Below are 17,936 nucleotides of genomic sequence, written 5' to 3'. Positions count from 1 at the left end.
CGCCAGGCCAGTGAGGGCAATGCGTTTCATGGCAGGGCCTCGAGGATCAGCTTGTTTTCGAGCGTGCCGGTTTCGCCCTGAACCTTCGCCCCGAGCGACAAGCGCCAGCCGCCTTCCATGACCAATTTGGTCTTGAAGCTGTAGGCTCCCGCTTCCGGAGACGGCAGCATTTCGATCGGAGAGGCCATCGCGGCCATCCCCTCCGGCTCCATGTCGATGCGCTTGGCGAAGATGACGGCATCCGGCACCGGTTTTCCGGATCGCTTGTCGATCAGCTTGACGGTGATGACGACGCCGTCGCCTTGCTTGAACTCGCTCTGGGTGAGCTGGAATTCATAGTCCTTGATATCCGCCAGAGCCGGTAGTGCGACGGCGGTGAGCGGAAGCGCGGCCACGAGGGCGCGCAGCGTACGGGTGATAATCATTGTCGAATCCTGAGACGGTGAGGCTGCCGCGCCCGCGGGGACAGCTCAAAGCGTGGCGCTAGCCACGGCCCACCGATCGCGCGGTATGACCGCGCGATCGCAGCCGGCACATCAGTGCCGGCGATGTCTCAGCTTCGTGGTGGTCGGGCGGGAGGCTCGCCCGGTCGCGAAATACGCAGCGCCTCATTACCCACACGTCCGAGCGTCACGACAACAGGTTGAGCAAGCGTCGCGAAAACCGTTGGTTCACTCGCAAAGCACTTGGCCAGACAGAAGCTCGCGGCAGGGCAATTGGTCGTGCAATCGGGTTGTTTGTCCTTCGGATTGGGGCAGCACGGCATGTCAGGCGACATCGCTGTCATCGCCTCACGTTCCATGCGGACATAACCAGCCCGCGCCGGTGAGACCAGGGCAGCCAACATCGTGGCTGTAACGAACAGCCCCAGGATCAGCACATGCGTGAGAAGTCGAAACTTCATAGTACCCGTTCTGACATACCTACAGGGATCGCAAAAGGGCGAGAACTGCGGCTGTTTGATCGGGAGCAACCAAAATCGCTGCTTCGTGATCTCAAGCTTGGTGCCTCAGCATGCGGCGCAAGATGTCGTCGCGCCGGTAGAAGTGATGCCACAGCGCCCCGGCGACATGGATCAACGCGAGCACTAACAGCGCCCAGCTGAGCCATCGATGCAAGGGCGCGGCACGGAAGCTGAGATACATCGCAACCGTCCCCGTGAACGGCAACAGGAGCAGGAGGCCATACAGACAGACGTGAACGGCCGTAGCGGCCCATCGTTCGCGTGGAGACAAGTCTTCAAGCGAGGGGCGGCCATAGACATAGCGCAGTGCGATCTGAATCAGCGCGAGCCCCATGATCAGCCAACCCATCCAGGCGTGGACCTGATGCAGAAACAGATCAAAGGGGGCGGGCTTCGTGAAGCCATGCGCCATATGGGTGCGCTGGATCGCCCAGGAAGTCGGAACCTGGGCGATGCACAGGAGCGGCACAAGCCAATGGATCCAGCGCTGGTAGACGCCGAAAGACCTCCCCGAACTCACCTTGGGATTAAGGATGCTTTTCAACAAGCTCACGATGCAGACCCGTTCATTTGAATGGCATCGCCCCTATTGGAGAGACGCCGTTCTCAGGCGCAGCGCATTGGCGATCACGCTGACCGAAGACAGAGCCATCGCCGCTGCCGCGATGATCGGAGACAGCAGCAATCCGAAGAGCGGATAGAGCACGCCGGCCGCGACGGGTACGCCCGCCGCATTGTAGATGAAGGCGAAGAACAGGTTCTGCCGGATATTGCTCATTGTGGCCCGGCTGAGCTGAAGGGCGCGCACGATCCCCTCCAGATCGCCCTTGAGCAGGGTCACGCCCGCGCTTTCGATCGCGACGTCGGTGCCCGTGCCCATGGCGATGCCGACATCCGCCGCCGCCAGCGCAGGCGCGTCGTTAACGCCGTCGCCGGCCATCGCGACCACCCTGCCATGCGCGCGCAGCTTTCTGACGACCGCGCTCTTGTCCTCCGGCAGAACCTCGGCCTCGACCTCGTCGATACCAAGCCGGCGCGCCACCGCCTGGGCCGTCGTCCGGTTGTCGCCCGTCAGCATCACCACCCGGATGCCGGCGCCCTTAAGCGACTCGATCGCCTTCGGCGTGGTCTGCTTGACCGGGTCGGCGATCACCAGCAACCCGGCGACGCGACCATCGACCGCGACGAAGATCACGGTGCCGCCGTCGGCACGCAGCGCTTCCGCCTCTGCGGCCTGGGCGGCGGTGTCGATGCCGGCTTCGGTCATGATCCGGTGGCTGCCGATCACCAGCGCGCGGCCCTCGACCGTTCCGGTCACCCCCTTGCCGACCGGGCTGTCGAAATCCTGGGCCTCGGCCAGGGCGAGGCCACGCTCCTTCGCCGCGTCGACGATCGCGGCGGCGAGCGGATGCTCGCTCGCCCGCTCCAGCGAAGCAGCAAGCCGCAGCAGGTCGCTCTCGGTGATTGTGCCGACCGGCTTCAGCTCGGTCAGCCGCGGCTTGCCTTCGGTCAGCGTGCCGGTCTTGTCGACGACGAGGGTATCGATCTTCTCGAAGCGCTCCAGCGCCTCGGCATTCTTGATCAGCACGCCGAGATGCGCACCGCGCCCGACCCCGACCATGATCGACATCGGTGTCGCCAGGCCGAGCGCGCAGGGGCAGGCGATGATCAGCACGGCGACGGCGGCGACGAGCCCATGCGCGAAGCGCGGCTCCGGCCCGAACGCAATCCAGGCGGCGAAAGCGATGATGGCGATGACGATAACCAACGGAACGAACCATCCGGACACCTGGTCGGCCAGACGCTGGATCGGCGCCCGCGAGCGCTGGGCCTCCGCCACCATCGAGACGATGCGGGCCAGCATGGTGTCGCTGCCGACCTTGCCCGCGCGCATGATGAAGCCGCCGGTGGTGTTGAGCGTGCCGCCGATCACGGCCGCGCCGACCTCCTTGGTGACCGGCATCGATTCGCCGGTGACCATGGATTCGTCGATCGAACTGCGGCCTTCGATCAGTTCGCCATCGACCGGGACGGTCTCGCCAGGACGAACCCGCAGGCGATCCCCGACATGGACCGCGTCGAGATTGATATCCTCGTCCTCGCCATCGTCGCGCACCCGGCGGGCCGTCTTCGGGACGAGGTCGAGCAAGGCCCGGATCGCGCCGCCGGTCTGTTCGCGAGCCCGCAATTCGAGGACCTGGCCAAGCAGGACGAGGACGGTGATCACGGCCGCCGCTTCGAAATAGACTGCGACCGCACCTTCCGCGGAGCGAAGCGTTTCCGGGAACAGGTTCGGGGCGACGGTGCCGACGACGCTATAGGCCCAGGCGACGCCGGTGCCCATCGCGATCAGCGTGAACATGTTCAAGCTGCGATTGACGAGCGAGGCCCAGGCCCGCTGAAAGAACGGCCAGCCGGCCCAGAGTACGACGGGTGTCGCCAAAATCAGCTGCAGCCAATTCGAGCTCTGCTGGCTGAGGAGCATGTGCAGGTCGACGAGATGCCCGCCCATCTCCAGCAGGAAGACCGGCACCGCGAGCACGAGGCCCACCCACAACCGGCGCGTCATGTCGACGAGCTCGGCGCTGGGGCCCTCCTGAAGCGTCGCGATCTCCGGTTCGAGCGCCATGCCACAGATCGGGCAATTGCCCGGGCCTGGTTGGCGAATCTGAGGATGCATGGGGCAGGTGTAAATTGTGCCCTCGGGTGCCGGCTTTGAGGCAGGCTTCTCAGCCTTCTCCCTGACATAGGCGGCCGGATCGGCCTCGAACTTGTTCTGACAGCGGGCGGAGCAGAAGAAATAGGTCTGCCCCGCATGCGCGGCGCGATGCTTTGCCGTGGCGGGATCGACGGTCATTCCGCAGACCGGGTCCTTCACACTCTCCGCTGCGCCATGAGAATGGCCGTGGTGGTGATGTGAATGGTCATCGTGCCGATGACCGCCGTGATGCTGATGATCTGCCATGGCTCGCCGCTCTGCGCTCCTGCCCCTTTGCCTTGCCAATGCACGAGCGGCCGGCGGGTTCGCGCCGGCCGCTCACGATCAGCCGATGCGATCCGCGCCGGGCGTGTATCCAGCACCCGCCACGATCGACCTTATGGCGGAGAAGTCGGCCGCGCCGACGACGCTGACGAGTTTCGAAGCCGGGTCGGCGGTGACCGCGGTTCCGGGCAATTGGTCCTCGATCGCCTGCTTGATCGTACCGGCGCAATGGCCGCAGGTCATGTCCTCGACGCGAAAGCTGATCGCGTCCTCAGGCGCAGTGGTCGCCTTGGCGGCGTTATCCGAATGTTGCTGGCAGGAGCACATAGCTGCGATGTCCCAAAAAATTGACGATTACAGCAACCTACGCCTTCCCATTATGGGAAGGTCAAGGGCATGTTGAATGCGCGTTCTAGTGCTTCCCGAGAGCGCAAAATGCGGAGCTGAGTCTGATCTTTCATGGGCGCGGGAACGCGGTCGGGGTTGGTCAGCGCGGGCATCTTGTCCCAGGGGACAATAGCTGCGCGAGCGCGGCAGATGTTAGATTGCTTCAGAAAGCTCGGCAGTTCCAGCATCGGAGGGCTTATGGGCCAAGCCATTCATCCAGCAGCCGCTTCGACTCACTTGCCGGCATTCCTCACCGGCCCCGGTGAAACGGACTGGCTCCTGGTTGCGATGGGCATTCTTTTGGTCATCGTCGTCTTGGCAATTGGTATTCTGTATTTGCACCTGCACGTCCTGCCGGATCGGATTGCTCATAATAAAGTGCAGTTGCAGATCGTTTGTGTGCTGGGATTGCTGGCCATGTTCACGCACATGCACATTTTCTGGATCGCGGGCCTTCTTCTTGCTTTCGTCGACATTCCCGATTTCATCACTCCACTCAAACGTATCGTAGCGGCAACGGAAACGATCGCAGGCGCGAAACATCGACCACAATGAGTAGATCAAAGTGCCTTGCAGGGCGCGACTGGCACGATCGCACCTTCGGGGGCGCTCGCTTTTCCGATTTCAGGAAGATCAAGAATTTTCGCTTGCTGTCCATCGGTCCTGCGTCCCGTTTCTCCCTCAGTGCAGGATCTGGCTGAGGAACAGCTTGGTGCGCTCGTGCTGCGGGTTCTTGAAGAACGCGTTGGGGGTGTTCATCTCGACGATCTGGCCGGCATCCATGAAGATGACGCGGTCGGCGACCTGGCGGGCGAAGCCCATCTCGTGGGTGACGCAGAGCATGGTCATGCCCTCCTCGGCCAGCGAGACCATGGTGTCGAGCACCTCCTTGACCATTTCGGGGTCGAGCGCCGAGGTCGGCTCGTCGAACAGCATGATCTTCGGGCTCATGCACAGCGAGCGCGCGATCGCCACGCGCTGCTGCTGGCCGCCCGAGAGCTGGCCCGGATATTTATGAGCCTGCTCGGGGATCTTGACGCGCTTGAGATAGTGCATGCCGATCTCCTCGGCGTCCTTCTTGGGCATCTTGCGCACCCAGATCGGCGCCAGCGTCAGGTTCTCGAGGATCGTCAGGTGCGGGAACAGGTTGAAGTGCTGGAAGACCATGCCGACGTCGCGGCGGATCTCATCGATCTTCTTGAGATCGTTGGTCAGCTCCGTTCCGTCGACGACGATCTGGCCCTTCTGGTGCTCCTCCAGCCGATTGATGCAGCGGATCATCGTCGACTTGCCCGAGCCGGACGGCCCGCAGATCACGAGCTTCTCGCCGCGGCCGACCTTCAGGTTGATGTCGCGCAGCACATGGAACTCGCCGTACCACTTGTTCACGCCGATCATCTCGACGGCCGTCGCGGTGTTCAGCGAGGTCTGTTTCAGCGCCGCGGGGCGGGAGCCGGTCGTCTTGGTTTCTGCCATTACCATGGTCATGGAGGCGTCTCCTAGCGAGCAGCGGGGCCGCGCCGCTCCAGGAAATCGGCGAAGCGGGCGAATGAGAAGGACAGGGCGAAGAAGATCGCGCTGATGAAGAGAAAGGTTTCGGCCGCCGGCGACGGCCAGGCCGGATCGGCCAGCGCCGCCTTGCCGGAGCTGATCAGGTCGAACAGCCCGACCACGAGCACGAGACTGGTGTTCTTGATCATCACGATGATCGTGTTGGCCAAAGCCGGGATCACCACCCTGATCGCCTGCGGCAGGATGACCAGATATTGCGTACGCCAGAACGGCAGACCAAGCGCGGCCGCGGCCTCGTACTGGCCTTTGGGGACCGCCTGCAGCCCTCCGCGAACGACTTCGGCAAGATAGGCAGCCGCGAAGATCGTCAAGGCGACGAGGGCGCGCACGAACTTGTCGGGCAGCAGCGCTTCCGGCAGGAACAGCGGGAGCATGATCGAGGCGACGAAGAGGATCGAGAGTAGCGGCAGGCCACGGACGGACTCGATGGTGACGACCGCGGCGATCCGGACAGCCGGCATCGTCGAGCGGCGGCCCAGCGCGAGCAGGATCCCGACCGGAAAGGCGATGCCGATCGCGACGACGGTGAGGATCAGCGTCACCGGCAGGCCGCCCCAGGCCGAGGTCGGGACTTCTTCGAGGCCGAGGCCGCCGCCCATGAGCCAGACGATCAGCGCGAGCGCGGCAACCCAGAAGCCGAGCAGGCGTGGCGTCCAGCTCGCCGGCCGGACCGACCAGCCGAGCAGGGCCAGGATCATGAGGCAGACCAGAGCGGGCCTCCAGCGCTCCTCGACCGGGTAGATGCCGAACAGCAGCTGGCCCGATTTGGCATAGATGAAGCTCCAGCAGGCGCCGGACGCGGCGCGGCAGGCGGCCGGGTCCGGATTGAGGAGGACGGAGTCGAGCACCAGCCAGCGCAGCATCGGCGGCAGGGCAACAGTGAGCATGGCGCCGAAAGCCAGTGTCAGGGCGACATTGAGCGGCGAGCCGAACAGCAGCCCGGCGGTTCGGCGCAGCGAGGCCAGGAGCGGCGCGGACCAGGGCTGCGCCGGCACGGGAGCCTCGGAGAGAGGGAGCGAAATCGTCTTCACGGGATCAGCGTTCCACGATGGCGATGCGGCGGTTGTACCAATTGGCCGCGCTCGACAGGGTCAGGTTCAGGGCGAGATAGACGCCCAGGATGATGAAAACGCCTTCGATCGAATGGCTGGACTTGCTGATGATGGTGTTCATCACCGCAAGGAAATCCGGATAGCCGACGGCGATCGCCAGCGTCGAATTCTTGACGACGTTGATGTACTGGCTGTTGAGCGGCGGCACGATCACCCGCAGCATTTGCGGGATCACGATCAGCCGCAGGATCTGGGTGCGGGACAGGCCGACCGAGCGACCGGCATCCCATTGCCCGGGACCGACGGAGAGGACGCCGCCTCGCACGATCTCGGCGATGAAGCCGGTGGTATAAAGGGTAAGCCCGATCAGGATCGTGCTGAGTTCCGGTGTCAGCTCCAGCCCGCCCTGGAAATTCGAGCCCGCGAAGACCGGCCAATCCGTCGAGACACTGGCATCGGCGAACCAAAGGCCGAGCAAAAGCACGGCAACTGCGGCCCAGCTCAGGGTGGGCCGGAATCTGTGCAGCGAACTTGCAACCCGAGCAGCGAAGAAGATCAGCCCGGCAACGAGGATCAAGGTCACACCTACGGTCGCCATGCTAATGTGCACGCTCGGAACCATGACGCCGCGCATCGAGGCGAAGACGCCGGGGACCGGATTGAGCGCCTCAGTGGCCGGCGGGAGGATCTTCCACCACAGCGAATAGAGGAAGATCAGCAGGACGATCGGCGGCGAGTTGCGGGCGATCTCGACCCAGACGCGGCACGTGCCGGCAGCGAGCGGATTGCTGCTCAGCCGGGTGACGCCGACAATCAGGCCCAGCACCGACGAGAAGACGATGACGAGCGCGGAGATGAAGATCGTGTTCGCCACGCCGACGACGATGGCCCAGTAATACGGATCGCGCGACTTGTAGGAGAGGATCGCCTCGGAGATCACGATCCGGGACGGCGTCGTCAGGAAGTCGAACCCGATCGGGATGCCGCGCATCTGCAGGTTCGTGAATGTGGTAGTGACGAGCAGCGTCGCCGCGCCAATGACGGCGGCCACCAGTACGCATTGAATGACGACCGATCTCGTCCTGGCATCGCTCAACATGCCGATCTCCCCATTTTTATCCGTCATTGAAGAGGGGAGCGTTCGCCACGCTCCCCTCGGTAGTCGCCTAGTCCCAGGGGTAGGGATAGTTCAGGCCGCCATCCTTCCAGAGCGCATTCAGCCCGCGGTCGACCTTGAGGGGGCTGCGTTTTCCGAGATTGTTGTCCCAAATCTCGGCATAGTTCCCCATTTGCTTGACCACGTTGTAGACCCATTTGTCGTCAAGCCCGAGCGGCTTGCCGAAGCCCGGCTCCTGACCGAGCACCCGCTTGATCTCGCTCGATCCGGACTTCAGCTTCTCGTCGATGTTCTTGGCGGTGATGCCGTGAAGCTCGGCCCAGAGCAGAGCATTGACCGTCCAGCGCGTGATGTCGAAGAGCTGATCGTCTCCACGCGCCACCGCGACGCCGTTCGGCTCGGCCGCATGGCCCACCTTGATGATGTCGAAATCGTCCGGATTCTTCGCCACCGAGGCGCGCTGGCCGGCAGCAGCCGTGCCGTCGGTCACATAGGTGTCGCAGCGGCCGCCGAAGAACGCGTCGCGCGCCTGGATCGTCGAGTCGAAATAGACCTTCTTCATCGTGATCCCGTGCTCTTCCTCGGTCTCCTCGATCGCCTTCTCGGTCAGGCTGCCGCCGCCCTGCAGGCATACCGTCTTGCCCGCGAGCTGCTTGGGATCGGTGATCTTGTCGGCCTTGCGCACGAGCAGGCCGTCGGTGTCGTAGAGCGTGATCCAGACAAAGCGGACCACCGTGTCGCGCGAGAGAGTGATGGTGGAGGTTCGTGAAAGCACATCGATTTCGCCGGTCTGCAGCGCCGGGAACCGCTGACCGGCATTGAGCGGGACGAAACGGATCTTGTCCTTGTCGCCGAGGATGGCAGCCGCGAAGGTCCGGCAGATGTCGGAATCGAAGCCGCGATAATAGCCGTTCTCGTCGGGCCGGGAGAGGCCGGGCACGCCCTGGCTCGCACCACAGCTGACATAGCCGCGCTGCTTGATCTTGTTCACGACGCTCTGCGCGCTCGCGTCGCCGACACTCACCGTTAGGCCGGCGGCGGCAAGCGCCGTTCCGAGCAGCATTTTCAATCTTGTCATGGTTATCTCCGTTCCCCTGTTTTGTGAGTTTGGTTCTGTTATTCCGCAGCCGTACGGCCCACCGCCTTCGACGCCGCCGCGAATTCGGCAAATGGGACGAAGGCCTGCTCCAGATCGCCGATCAGGTCGTCGAGTGCTTCCAAGCCAATCGACAATCGCCAGACCGGCCCTGATGGTAGCCATTCGAGGCTAGTCCGACCTTTCCGCGGATCATTGACGGCGATCAGGGAATGAACGCCGCCCCAGCTCGCCCCGAGTCTGAACAGGCGCATCCGCCGTAGGACCTCGTTCTGCAAGGGCGCGAGCTCGGGCCGGAGCACGACCGAGAACACCGCAGCCGCTCCCGAAAAATCCCGCTCCCACACCGCATGGCCGGGATGGTCCGGCATGGCCGGATGCAGAATCCGAACGATCTCAGGGCGCCGTGACAGCCAGCCCAGGATCTCGGCCGCGGTCGCGGCGGCATGGCGCATGCGGACCGGCATAGTCATCAAGCCGCGCTCGCACAAAGCGCAATCCTCCGGCGAGACGCCATAGCCGAGGAAGCGCGCGGTATCCTTCAGACGCCGGAACAGGCCTTCATCCCGCACGGCGAGCGAACCCATCAGCAGATCGCCATGCCCCCCGGCATGCTTCGACAGTGCCTGCATGCTGATATCGACGCCATGGGCCAGCGGCTTGAACAGGAGGTGGGAGGCCCAGGTATTGTCGGCGGCGACCAGCGCCCCGACCTTGTGGGCCGCCGCGACGATCGCCGGCACGTCCTGGACCTCGAAGGTCGCCGACCCCGGCGATTCAACCCACACCAGCCGTGTCCGCTCGTCGAGAAGCTCCGCGATCCCGGCATCGAGCCGCGGATCGTAGGACTGCGCCGCAATGCCGAGCGGCCCCAGGAGGCGCAGGATCATGTCCCGCGCCGGACCATAGAGCGTCTCGGGCATCAGGATGCGATCGCCGCTGCGGCACACCGCCATCGTCGCCAGCGTCAGCGCCGCCATGCCGGACGGCACGACGATCGCCCGCGATGCCCCTTCGAGCTGGGCGATATGGTCCTCGAGGAGCCGGCTCGTCGGCGTCCCGTATAGCCCATAGCTGAAGCCGTCATAAACGCGCTCGGCCCGCTTTTCGAATGCTTCAAGATCGTCGAAAACGATCGTCGAAGCGCGTTCAACCGACATTGCCACCGCTTGAAATGGCTGCCGCGAACGCTCGGGCGGATGGATATGGGAGGTGTCGTCGGATTTCTTCATGGGTTGACGCTAGCTCGCGCTGACATTGCCATCTATGGCCATATCGATAGAGTCGATCCATTCTTGATATGGCCGAACTGTGAACCTGCGCGACATCGACGTATTTCATGCGATCATGATCAGCGGTGGCGCTGGAGCGGCGGCTGCCTTGCTCAACACGTCGCAGCCGGCCATCAGCCGTTCGCTTGCGAAGCTGGAGTCCGAGCTCGGGTTCAGTCTGTTTGATCGGATCCGTGGCCGCCTGGTTCCGACCCGCGAAGCGCTGCTCTTCCACGCCGAGGTGAAGGCCAATCTGGTCGGTCTTGATCGGCTCAAACTACGGGCTGCTCAGATCAAAGAGGTGGGCGCCGGGACTATTCGGGTTGCCAGCCTGTCCGCTCTTGGACATGGCCTGGTTCCGCGGGCGATCACGGCGTTCTCGCGCAAGCACCCGCAGGTGCGGATCAGCTATCAGGTCCGCACTTCGAACGTCGTTCGCGACCTGGTCGCTTCTGGCAGCTTCGACATCGGCTTGGCAGCCGACGAGATCGATACCGATGGTGTCCTGCACAGCGTGTTCACCACGCCTCGCGCGGTCTGCGTGATGCCCCAGGGACATCCCCTGGCAAGCCGAGACGTCATTGTACCGGCGGACCTGAGCGACGAGGGCTTCCTGGCGCTCGCGCCGGAGGACACCGTGCGGCTCGCCATGGACAGGATCTTTGCGGAACACGGCGTCCAGCCCCGCATCCTGGTCGAGACGCCCTATGGCGTGACCATCGCCATTCTGGCGTCGCAGGGCCTCGGCATAGGTCTGGTCAATCCGTTCATCATCGCAGACAAGATGATCCAGGGCATTGTCGTCCGGCCTTTCGAGCCGGCTGTGCATTTCAGAGCGCTCCTGCTCAAGCCGCCCGGCAGCGCGAACTCTCGCCTCGTCTCGGAGTTCGTTGCCGAGCTCTATGCGGTCCGCAACGCCTTTGCCGTTCCGGGGGAAAGCGTGAGTTAGTCATTCGTCGCGCGCAAGGCCCGCGATCAATCCGACTAGCCAGATCATTAAAAAAAGGGGGGCAGATATTGGGATCTGCCCCCTCAAGTCTGGTCTCTTTTGGAGGTTGAGAACCAAGCTCGGCTTCAACCGAACGAGATACTATCATACTACTCGATGATATCTGTGAAAAAACTCACAAATATGAAATTTCCTGTCATTGCCATTCGATGCCGCCGAGAGCTTTGCTGATTTCGGCGCGCAAATACGCTTCGTCGGTGATAACGATGAACCCGCGCGAGCTGTCGATCACGCGTTGCTTGGCCAGCTGGCTCAAATGCCTCGTGACGGTCTCTCGCTGTGACGCGATCCTGCGCGCCACTTCAGCATGTGTCGGCATTGGCGAAATGCGCAGCTGCCCCCGCTCGTCCCGAACGCCGTGACGGATCAGGTCTGCATAAAGGCGCGTCTTCATCGGCAGTAATTTGCTCTCGATGTAGAGCTGCTTCATCAGGCGTAAGCGGCTGCAAAGCGTTTTTGCCACCAGCTCGGCGAATTCCGGCTGATTGCGCAGTGCTTCCAGGAATTGTCCCCTGTTCAGGACAAGGGCGACAGTGTCTTCCACGGCTTGGAAATAGGTCGCAGGCTCGTCGCTACCAAAGGCCGACAAGTCACCAACGAAATCTCCAGCTCCCAGTTCAAGGAATGAAACATCGTGCCCTTGGGGGCCCAGGAAGAATGTGACCACCTTACCTGTCTCGATCAGATAGATGTGGTCCGTCTTGTCGTCCGGCTGTTTGATGAAAGACCCTTTGGCGAACTGTCGCCTTGGAAACCGACCGCTCGCGAGTAAGCCCGGAATTGGAATAGCCATCCCCGATTGAGTCACTGTCAACATGGCCGCCGCCCGAATTGCTGCGGCGAAAGTCGAAACGACGGGCGCGGCGCGACCGATTGCGTCGTGGCGCATGTCTCTTCGCGCAACATCGGATGAAATAGTTCTGCCCTCTCTGTGCATCGTGGAGCCGGGGATGCGGCCGCATGCACCATCGCGAATTTGTCTACCGAGTGCATTCGACCAACCGTGCGGATGCGTCGCCGCCATAGGCAGTGGTCGCATGCCGACGTTCGCGGAAATGGGACGCTTTCAGCAAGCTTGGGTACGAAGAAAGATAGCCGGCAATGTCACCTGCACGGCTTTGTTGGAGGTGTTCTCGCGTATCCAACCTGATGGCGCTTGCGGGAAACCGAAAGGAACCTTCCTGCTTCGGTGCCAAGTCGCCGGCTGTCCTTACTCTTATTTCTTGTCCTGGGGACAGGAGTGCAAAAAACCGCCTCGGGGCCCGGGCAATTACCATGGGGCTCCTTTCGGTTGACGAATTACTGGTCTCGCAGAAATGCGTCATCGCCATTCAGTCGCCCCGCCTAGAACGCGCGACGGTAAGATAAGGCTGCGGCGATTCAAGTTACAAATTGTAACAGGTGAAAATCTTCACACTATACATTGTGAAAATTTTCACATGTGCTCAAATTACAACGCATGAAGACTCAAATGCATCATGTGAATATTTTCACCGTCGGGCATCGTCTTGAAGAATACCAATACCATCCGGTTGAATCAAAAGACTCAGCCAGGCAAAGACCAATTCAATTGGAGGTATTGATGAAGAGCTTCGTTTCAGCATTTGGCATGGCCACCGCGGCCTTTGCAGTGGCCACCAGCGCCAGCGCTGCCGACCTGCCGTCGCGCAAGAGCGCTCCGGTCGAATACGTGCGTGTCTGCACGGCGTACGGCGCCGGCTTTTTCTATATCCCCGGTACGGATACCTGCCTGCGGATGAGCGGCCGCGTCAGGGCCGAATACATGTATGACCAGCCCTATAGCCGCAACGTCGATTCGTCCGGCTTCCGGGCTCGTGGCCGTCTGAATATCGATGCGCGTACCGCCACTTCCTATGGAACCTTGCGCACGTTCATCCGCTACGACATCAACCGCGACAGCGGCCCGTACCGGGGTCCGTACACGAACTTCCAGACGGTCAGCGCCTCGAATACGACCTTCCTCGACAAGGCCTTCATCCAGTTCGGCCCCATCACGGCTGGCCGCGCTCAGTCGTTCTTCGATTTCTACGCCAACGATCTGAACTGGGGTCTGTTGCGCGGCCCGGACTCGTCCACGCAGCTGTTCGCCTATACCGCAACCTTCGGCAGCGGCTTCAGCGCCACGCTTTCGGCGGAGGACGGTGCCGAGCGCCGCTTCAACACCTTCGACAACGTCCCCTTCGGTCCGACGGTTTCGACCGGCGGCAACCGCATGCCCGATATCGTCGCCAACTTCAACATCACGCAGGGCTGGGGCTCTGCCCAGCTGTCGGGCGCGGTTCACCAGATCACCACCGCCAGCGGCAACACTGGCATCAAGCTCGATACCGAGTATGGGTTCGCCGGTCTCGCGGGCCTGAAGCTCAATCTGCCGATGCTCGCTCAAGGCGATGTCTTCTGGCTGCAAGGCGTCTATGCTGAAGGCGCTTCCAGCTATCTCGGCGCCGGTACCTACGGCAGCTTCACCAACAACAACCCCGTTCAGATCGGCGGCGTTCTCGTCAACGCTTTCGATGCGGTCGCGGTCCCGAACAGCGCCACGACGGCTACTCTCAAGAAGACGCGCGGCTATGCTCTGACGGCAGCGCTCCTACACTACTGGACCCCGAGCGTCCGTCAGACCCTGTTCGGTTCGTATCTGAACGTCGAGAATGCCTCGACCACGAACGTCACCGACTTCAAGGAATATCGGGTCGGTTCCAACCTGATCTGGTCGCCGGTCAGCGGCCTCGATATCGGCGTCGAGGTTCTCTACACGAAGCTCGATCCGAAGGGGCGCGTCGCGGACATCAACCGTGGCGGCGCCTTCACTCTCGCTTCAAGCGACGCTGTGTCGGCTCGCCTGCGCGTTCAGCGCGACTTCTAATGCACGACGGGTCCTCGGCTTCGGTCGAGGACCCTCTTGCATTGCGATGAGTCATTCAAGGCCAGCGAACAGCGCTCGTAACCCACCTTCTAGTGCAAACCGTCTCGTTGAGGGTTTGAAAATGAATAGCGAACAATGCCGCGTTGCGCGTGCGATGATGGGCTGGAGCATCAAACAGCTCAGCCGCAAGGTTCGTGTCGCTCAAAGAACAATCAGCGACTTTGAAACCGAAGGGCGCGTGCGACCGGAAACCCGAATTCGGATTCGTTCGATCTTTGTCACAAACGGAATCGAATTTATCCAGGATGACGCCGGCGTCGGTTTGAAGCGCCTGTTTAATCTCGACGAATATATCTGCCGGTTCGGCGAAGAAACTTCGCATCCCCGCTTCGCCGAACCGGAAACACCGGGCATCGAAGCTACCGGCTGAGGACGCTGTTCTCCCGCTGTAGGCATCGCCTGGAATGCGTCCCCGGGGGCTACTTGTCCCTTTCGTTGACCGGCCTCGTGCGATCGGCTCCCATTATGATGCGTGGTTTCGGGCAGACCGGACGCCGGCAATGCCAGGTCGTGGCTCACGGCCTGACTGTGAAGCCCATCACTTTCCAGCACAACTCAGGAGGCGCATCCTGCTTTCCAGGCCGCCTCCCGGCCTTGGTCGGACGCTGGTGACTTGCGCCCCCTCACGCCGCCATCATTGATGGAGTGTCCCATGGACTCGATCTCGCGCCGCCGATTTCTCGCTGCCATGTCGGCCACCGTCGCCTCATGCGTCGCGACAGCCGTAAACGCCGCAACGCATTTCCCGGGCACTTGGTCGCCCTCTTATTCCGTCGACGTCGAGCGGCTACGCTTATTGGGACAAGGACCAATGGCCGACTGGCTCCGCGCGTCGATGACTGACGAGCTCCGCACCGTTTTCCCCGCGAATATTGCGCCCAGGAGGCTGATTGTCCGCCTGACCAGCCTGACGCTGTCGTCTTACGTTGGGCGCGGATCGAGAGGCGGTCACGGAAGTGGCGGTGGAGGAGATACCGACTATCTGGAAGGCGAGGCTCTGATCATAGGCGCGCGGGGCGAGATCATCAGCCGCTATCCGCAACTTCTCGCCTTGCCATCGAGCTCTGGTGGAGCATGGTACCAGCCCGACAGCGAGCGCGCGCGCATCGCGAATCTGGCGCGCAGCTACGTCTACTGGCTCAGCCGCAACATCCCCAGAAGCTGACATGAAACCCGTCACCGGTCGGGAGTGCGGCTGTAACCAATTGTAACAGACGAATCCTAAATATCCTGTCAGAATCGCCGTCAGTACCAGATCGTTCTTCCTGCTTGGCATCTGGTTGACCGAGCGAAACATTAGAATCTGCTCGCACAAGCGGGCGATGATTGGTGCGTCCATGACGGACGAACTATCGGCAGAACCGGAGAGCGCCTCGACGCGGCGCGACTTTCTTTATTTGACCACCGGCTTCGCTGGCGTCACAGGAATGGCGGCTGCGATGTGGCCGCTGGTCGCCAGCTTTCAGCCGACCGCTGACACCGTTGCGTTGGCAAGCGCTGAATTTGATCTCGCTCCGATCGAGCCCGGCCAGCGCATTACTGTGCTGTGGCGCGGACGGCCCGTATTCATCGTCCGAAGGACGGCCGGGCAGATCGCTGGCGACCAGACCGTTGACATGTCAGCCCTGTTGGATCCCGAGCCCGCCACGGCGCGATCGCTGAAGCCAGAATGGCTTGTCGTCGTTGGGGTATGCACCCACCTGGGATGCATACCGCTCGGACAGAAGACCGGTGATCCGCGCGGCGACTATGGTGGCTGGTTCTGCCCCTGCCATGGTTCGGTTTACGATGCCCTTGGCCGCGTGCGGCGAGGACCGGCACCAAAAAACCTTGTCGTGCCCCCGTATTCCTTTCTCACGCCAGAGCGAATTCGGATCGGTTAGCGATCGCTACAACCCCAAGCGGCACTCAGCTCGCCATCTGCTCGCGACGGCGCGAGGTATCCGGAGCGTCGATCGCCACCGGAACGGTACGAACCTGGCCCATGGCTCTGGTGACCTCACTGAAGCGTGCTTTCGCATCCGACCAATTCTGCATGAAATCAAACAGCTCCCGCAGCGCCGGCGAAATCTCCCGGTAAGCGGCGAGCGCGGCAACGAGCGCCCCGAGCGACAACTGCCCCCTCACGACCAAGTAGCCGCCAATCGTGAAGAAGAAGAAAGGCGTTAGGTTGGACGTGTAATTGTACAGGCCCTTGATCCTGCCTTTCAGATCGTTGATCTCGACCCGAATTGTTTCCAGGCTCGCGGTCATTCGCATTTGATGGCGCAGAACTGACAGGTCAGCCCGGCGGCCTGCCGCCTGTGAGCCAAGGGCGCTGGAAACTGAGCCATCGGACACCATAAGTCCGCCGAGCTTTCGGGTCGAACGAACCCTGTCGCGCACCTTCGCATTGAGCCGCTTCTGCAAGCCAGGCAAGAGCGTGAGTTGCAGCGGCAGCATCAACAGCGCAGCCAGAGCCAATGCCGGATTCTGCATCAGCAGGAACAGGATGCTGGTCAGCAGGGCACCACCTTGGATAACGGGAACAACGGCAAGGCTCCCGCCGAAATACCCGATTGGTTCGACTTCCTGTACCACAACCGCGGAAAGATGCGCGCGTTGTTCCGCCGTCGCGCCCGCGCGCGCACGGCGCAAAACGCCAAGCCTAAGCCTGCGGACCAGGCGCTCACTTACACGACCACGAATGCGCATGGCGGTGTATTTGATCAGGCCGTTCAACGACAGTGTGCCAAGATATCCCGCGCACAGGGCAAACAGGAGCGTGATGCGATCCAGCGGCAGGCCAAACAGCGCCATGTCGACGTGGCCGCTATCGCCGGTGTCGGAAAGAGCGTGATTGATAATGTGCTTGGGGATTTCGAGCAGAAGCCACGCCGTCGGAAGCGTCAAAATTGAGATAATGACGAGCTTCACCTGCGGTCTTGCAGTCGCACGGATGATGTAGGTCTCAAGCGAACGCTCGCGCTCTCGGGCGACTGGTTGCTCTGGAACGCGCGACGTCGCGGCCACAAACCGAGTGCGCCGGCGGCGCTTCGCGTTGAAGCGCCGATAGGTGAACCGCAAGGCAATCCAGAATGTCCATGCCGGCGCAACGACAAACAACAGCGCCGCCGCAATATTAATCAGCCAGTGGCCGTGCGGGTACTCAAGGCCCATGATCCGGTGGCCGAGATCATGGATAAACTGAAACGTTGCAGTCACGTCTGTAGAACTCAATCTTCGTGGCGACGACGCCGAGCTTGGTGCCATTCGCTTTGACTGTAGGACAGGATTGCGAGCTTTAACTCGGCGGGGCTCGGAGGGTGCGATAGAGGTCGTTGACACCATCGCTGAAGTCAGAATCGGGATTGCGCGTACAAAAACTCCTCAGGAATTCGGCTTGCTTGAGCAGCGGATAGACGTCCGGCGCTAGGCCTCGTGGACAAAGCTTGACCTGAGACACGCGGATTGATTCAAGGCTTCTTTTTGGAGGAAGCCTTGGGCGAGCGGATCGGTCTGACGGACGAGGAATGGGCGTTGATTGGGCCTTTGCTGC

The 17,936-nt window shown here is 62.0% G+C and carries 18 protein-coding genes; 6 read left to right on the top strand and 12 right to left on the bottom strand.

From position 1 onward, the window contains the following. Positions 1-26: 26 nt before the first annotated feature. The 5 genes from IED13_RS27880 to IED13_RS27860 form a co-directional block, all read right to left on the bottom strand. Positions 27-425, bottom strand: coding sequence for a FixH family protein (locus IED13_RS27880; RefSeq protein ID WP_191126068.1), 399 nt, complete (start codon positions 423-425; stop codon positions 27-29). A 128-nt stretch (positions 426-553) separates the two neighbouring features. Continuing rightward, entirely contained in the window at positions 554-904 is a 351-nt protein-coding gene (locus tag IED13_RS27875; protein ID WP_191126067.1) for a hypothetical protein, read from the bottom strand. Positions 905-995: 91 nt separating this feature from the next. Beyond that, positions 996-1,517, bottom strand: a complete 522-nt coding sequence (locus IED13_RS27870) for a cytochrome b (RefSeq protein WP_191126066.1) — start codon at positions 1,515-1,517, stop codon at positions 996-998. A gap of 33 nt (positions 1,518-1,550) precedes the next feature. Beyond that, on the bottom strand, positions 1,551-3,929 hold the full coding sequence (locus IED13_RS27865) for a heavy metal translocating P-type ATPase (RefSeq protein WP_191126065.1): 2,379 nt from the start codon (positions 3,927-3,929) through the stop codon (positions 1,551-1,553). 78 nt (positions 3,930-4,007) lie between these two features. Next, positions 4,008-4,274, bottom strand: a complete 267-nt coding sequence (locus IED13_RS27860) for a heavy-metal-associated domain-containing protein (RefSeq protein WP_191126064.1) — start codon at positions 4,272-4,274, stop codon at positions 4,008-4,010. 258 nt (positions 4,275-4,532) lie between these two features. Between IED13_RS27860 and IED13_RS27855 the strand changes: the two genes are divergently transcribed. Beyond that, positions 4,533-4,889 carry a hypothetical protein gene (locus IED13_RS27855; RefSeq protein WP_191126063.1) on the top strand — a complete coding sequence of 119 codons (357 nt, stop codon included), beginning with the start codon at positions 4,533-4,535 and terminating at the stop codon, positions 4,887-4,889. 126 nt (positions 4,890-5,015) lie between these two features. Here IED13_RS27855 and IED13_RS27850 read toward each other — a convergent pair whose 3' ends face one another. The 5 genes from IED13_RS27850 to IED13_RS27830 form a co-directional block, all read right to left on the bottom strand. Further along, entirely contained in the window at positions 5,016-5,810 is a 795-nt protein-coding gene (locus IED13_RS27850) for an amino acid ABC transporter ATP-binding protein (protein WP_404801918.1), read from the bottom strand. 23 nt (positions 5,811-5,833) lie between these two features. After that, the gene (locus IED13_RS27845; protein WP_191126062.1) at positions 5,834-6,937 is read right to left on the bottom strand and encodes an amino acid ABC transporter permease; all 1,104 of its coding nucleotides are present in this window, start codon (positions 6,935-6,937) and stop codon (positions 5,834-5,836) included. Between the two features lie 4 nt (positions 6,938-6,941). Continuing rightward, positions 6,942-8,057 (bottom strand): amino acid ABC transporter permease, encoded by a 1,116-nt coding sequence (locus IED13_RS27840; protein ID WP_191126061.1) that lies wholly within the window; start codon positions 8,055-8,057, stop codon positions 6,942-6,944. A 67-nt stretch (positions 8,058-8,124) separates the two neighbouring features. Then, a complete protein-coding gene (locus tag IED13_RS27835; protein WP_191126060.1) occupies positions 8,125-9,153 on the bottom strand; it encodes a transporter substrate-binding domain-containing protein in 1,029 nt (342 codons plus the stop codon). A 38-nt stretch (positions 9,154-9,191) separates the two neighbouring features. Beyond that, positions 9,192-10,403: a trans-sulfuration enzyme family protein gene (locus IED13_RS27830; RefSeq protein ID WP_191126059.1), complete on the bottom strand. Its 1,212-nt coding sequence runs from the start codon at positions 10,401-10,403 to the stop codon at positions 9,192-9,194. 79 nt (positions 10,404-10,482) lie between these two features. Here IED13_RS27830 and IED13_RS27825 point away from each other — a divergent pair, with 79 nt between their 5' ends. Beyond that, on the top strand, positions 10,483-11,391 hold the full coding sequence (locus tag IED13_RS27825; protein ID WP_191126058.1) for a LysR substrate-binding domain-containing protein: 909 nt from the start codon (positions 10,483-10,485) through the stop codon (positions 11,389-11,391). A 196-nt stretch (positions 11,392-11,587) separates the two neighbouring features. Here the strand turns inward: IED13_RS27825 and IED13_RS27820 are convergent, their stop codons facing one another. Next, positions 11,588-12,340 carry a Crp/Fnr family transcriptional regulator gene (locus IED13_RS27820; protein ID WP_191126057.1) on the bottom strand — a complete coding sequence of 251 codons (753 nt, stop codon included), beginning with the start codon at positions 12,338-12,340 and terminating at the stop codon, positions 11,588-11,590. A gap of 693 nt (positions 12,341-13,033) precedes the next feature. Between IED13_RS27820 and IED13_RS27815 the strand changes: the two genes are divergently transcribed. From IED13_RS27815 to petA, 4 genes are all read left to right on the top strand, one after another. Continuing rightward, entirely contained in the window at positions 13,034-14,338 is a 1,305-nt protein-coding gene (locus IED13_RS27815; protein WP_191126056.1) for a porin, read from the top strand. Positions 14,339-14,459: 121 nt separating this feature from the next. After that, positions 14,460-14,768: a helix-turn-helix domain-containing protein gene (locus IED13_RS27810; RefSeq protein WP_191126055.1), complete on the top strand. Its 309-nt coding sequence runs from the start codon at positions 14,460-14,462 to the stop codon at positions 14,766-14,768. A gap of 282 nt (positions 14,769-15,050) precedes the next feature. Further along, the gene (locus IED13_RS27805) at positions 15,051-15,563 is read left to right on the top strand and encodes a hypothetical protein (protein ID WP_248312807.1); all 513 of its coding nucleotides are present in this window, start codon (positions 15,051-15,053) and stop codon (positions 15,561-15,563) included. A gap of 172 nt (positions 15,564-15,735) precedes the next feature. Further along, positions 15,736-16,281 (top strand): ubiquinol-cytochrome c reductase iron-sulfur subunit, encoded by a 546-nt coding sequence (gene petA / locus IED13_RS27800; RefSeq protein ID WP_191126054.1) that lies wholly within the window; start codon positions 15,736-15,738, stop codon positions 16,279-16,281. Positions 16,282-16,306: 25 nt separating this feature from the next. On the opposite strand, the gene IED13_RS27795 is transcribed toward petA, so the two are convergent. Next, positions 16,307-17,602, bottom strand: a complete 1,296-nt coding sequence (locus tag IED13_RS27795) for a multidrug ABC transporter ATPase (protein ID WP_260368490.1) — start codon at positions 17,600-17,602, stop codon at positions 16,307-16,309. Positions 17,603-17,936 lie beyond the last annotated feature (334 nt).

The sequence above is a fragment of the Allobosea spartocytisi genome, from assembly GCF_014764685.1.
Lineage (GTDB): Bacteria > Pseudomonadota > Alphaproteobacteria > Rhizobiales > Beijerinckiaceae > Allobosea > Allobosea spartocytisi.
The sequence above is the reverse complement of the archived record's forward strand: the minus strand, read 5'-3'. Positions and strand labels throughout refer to the sequence as shown.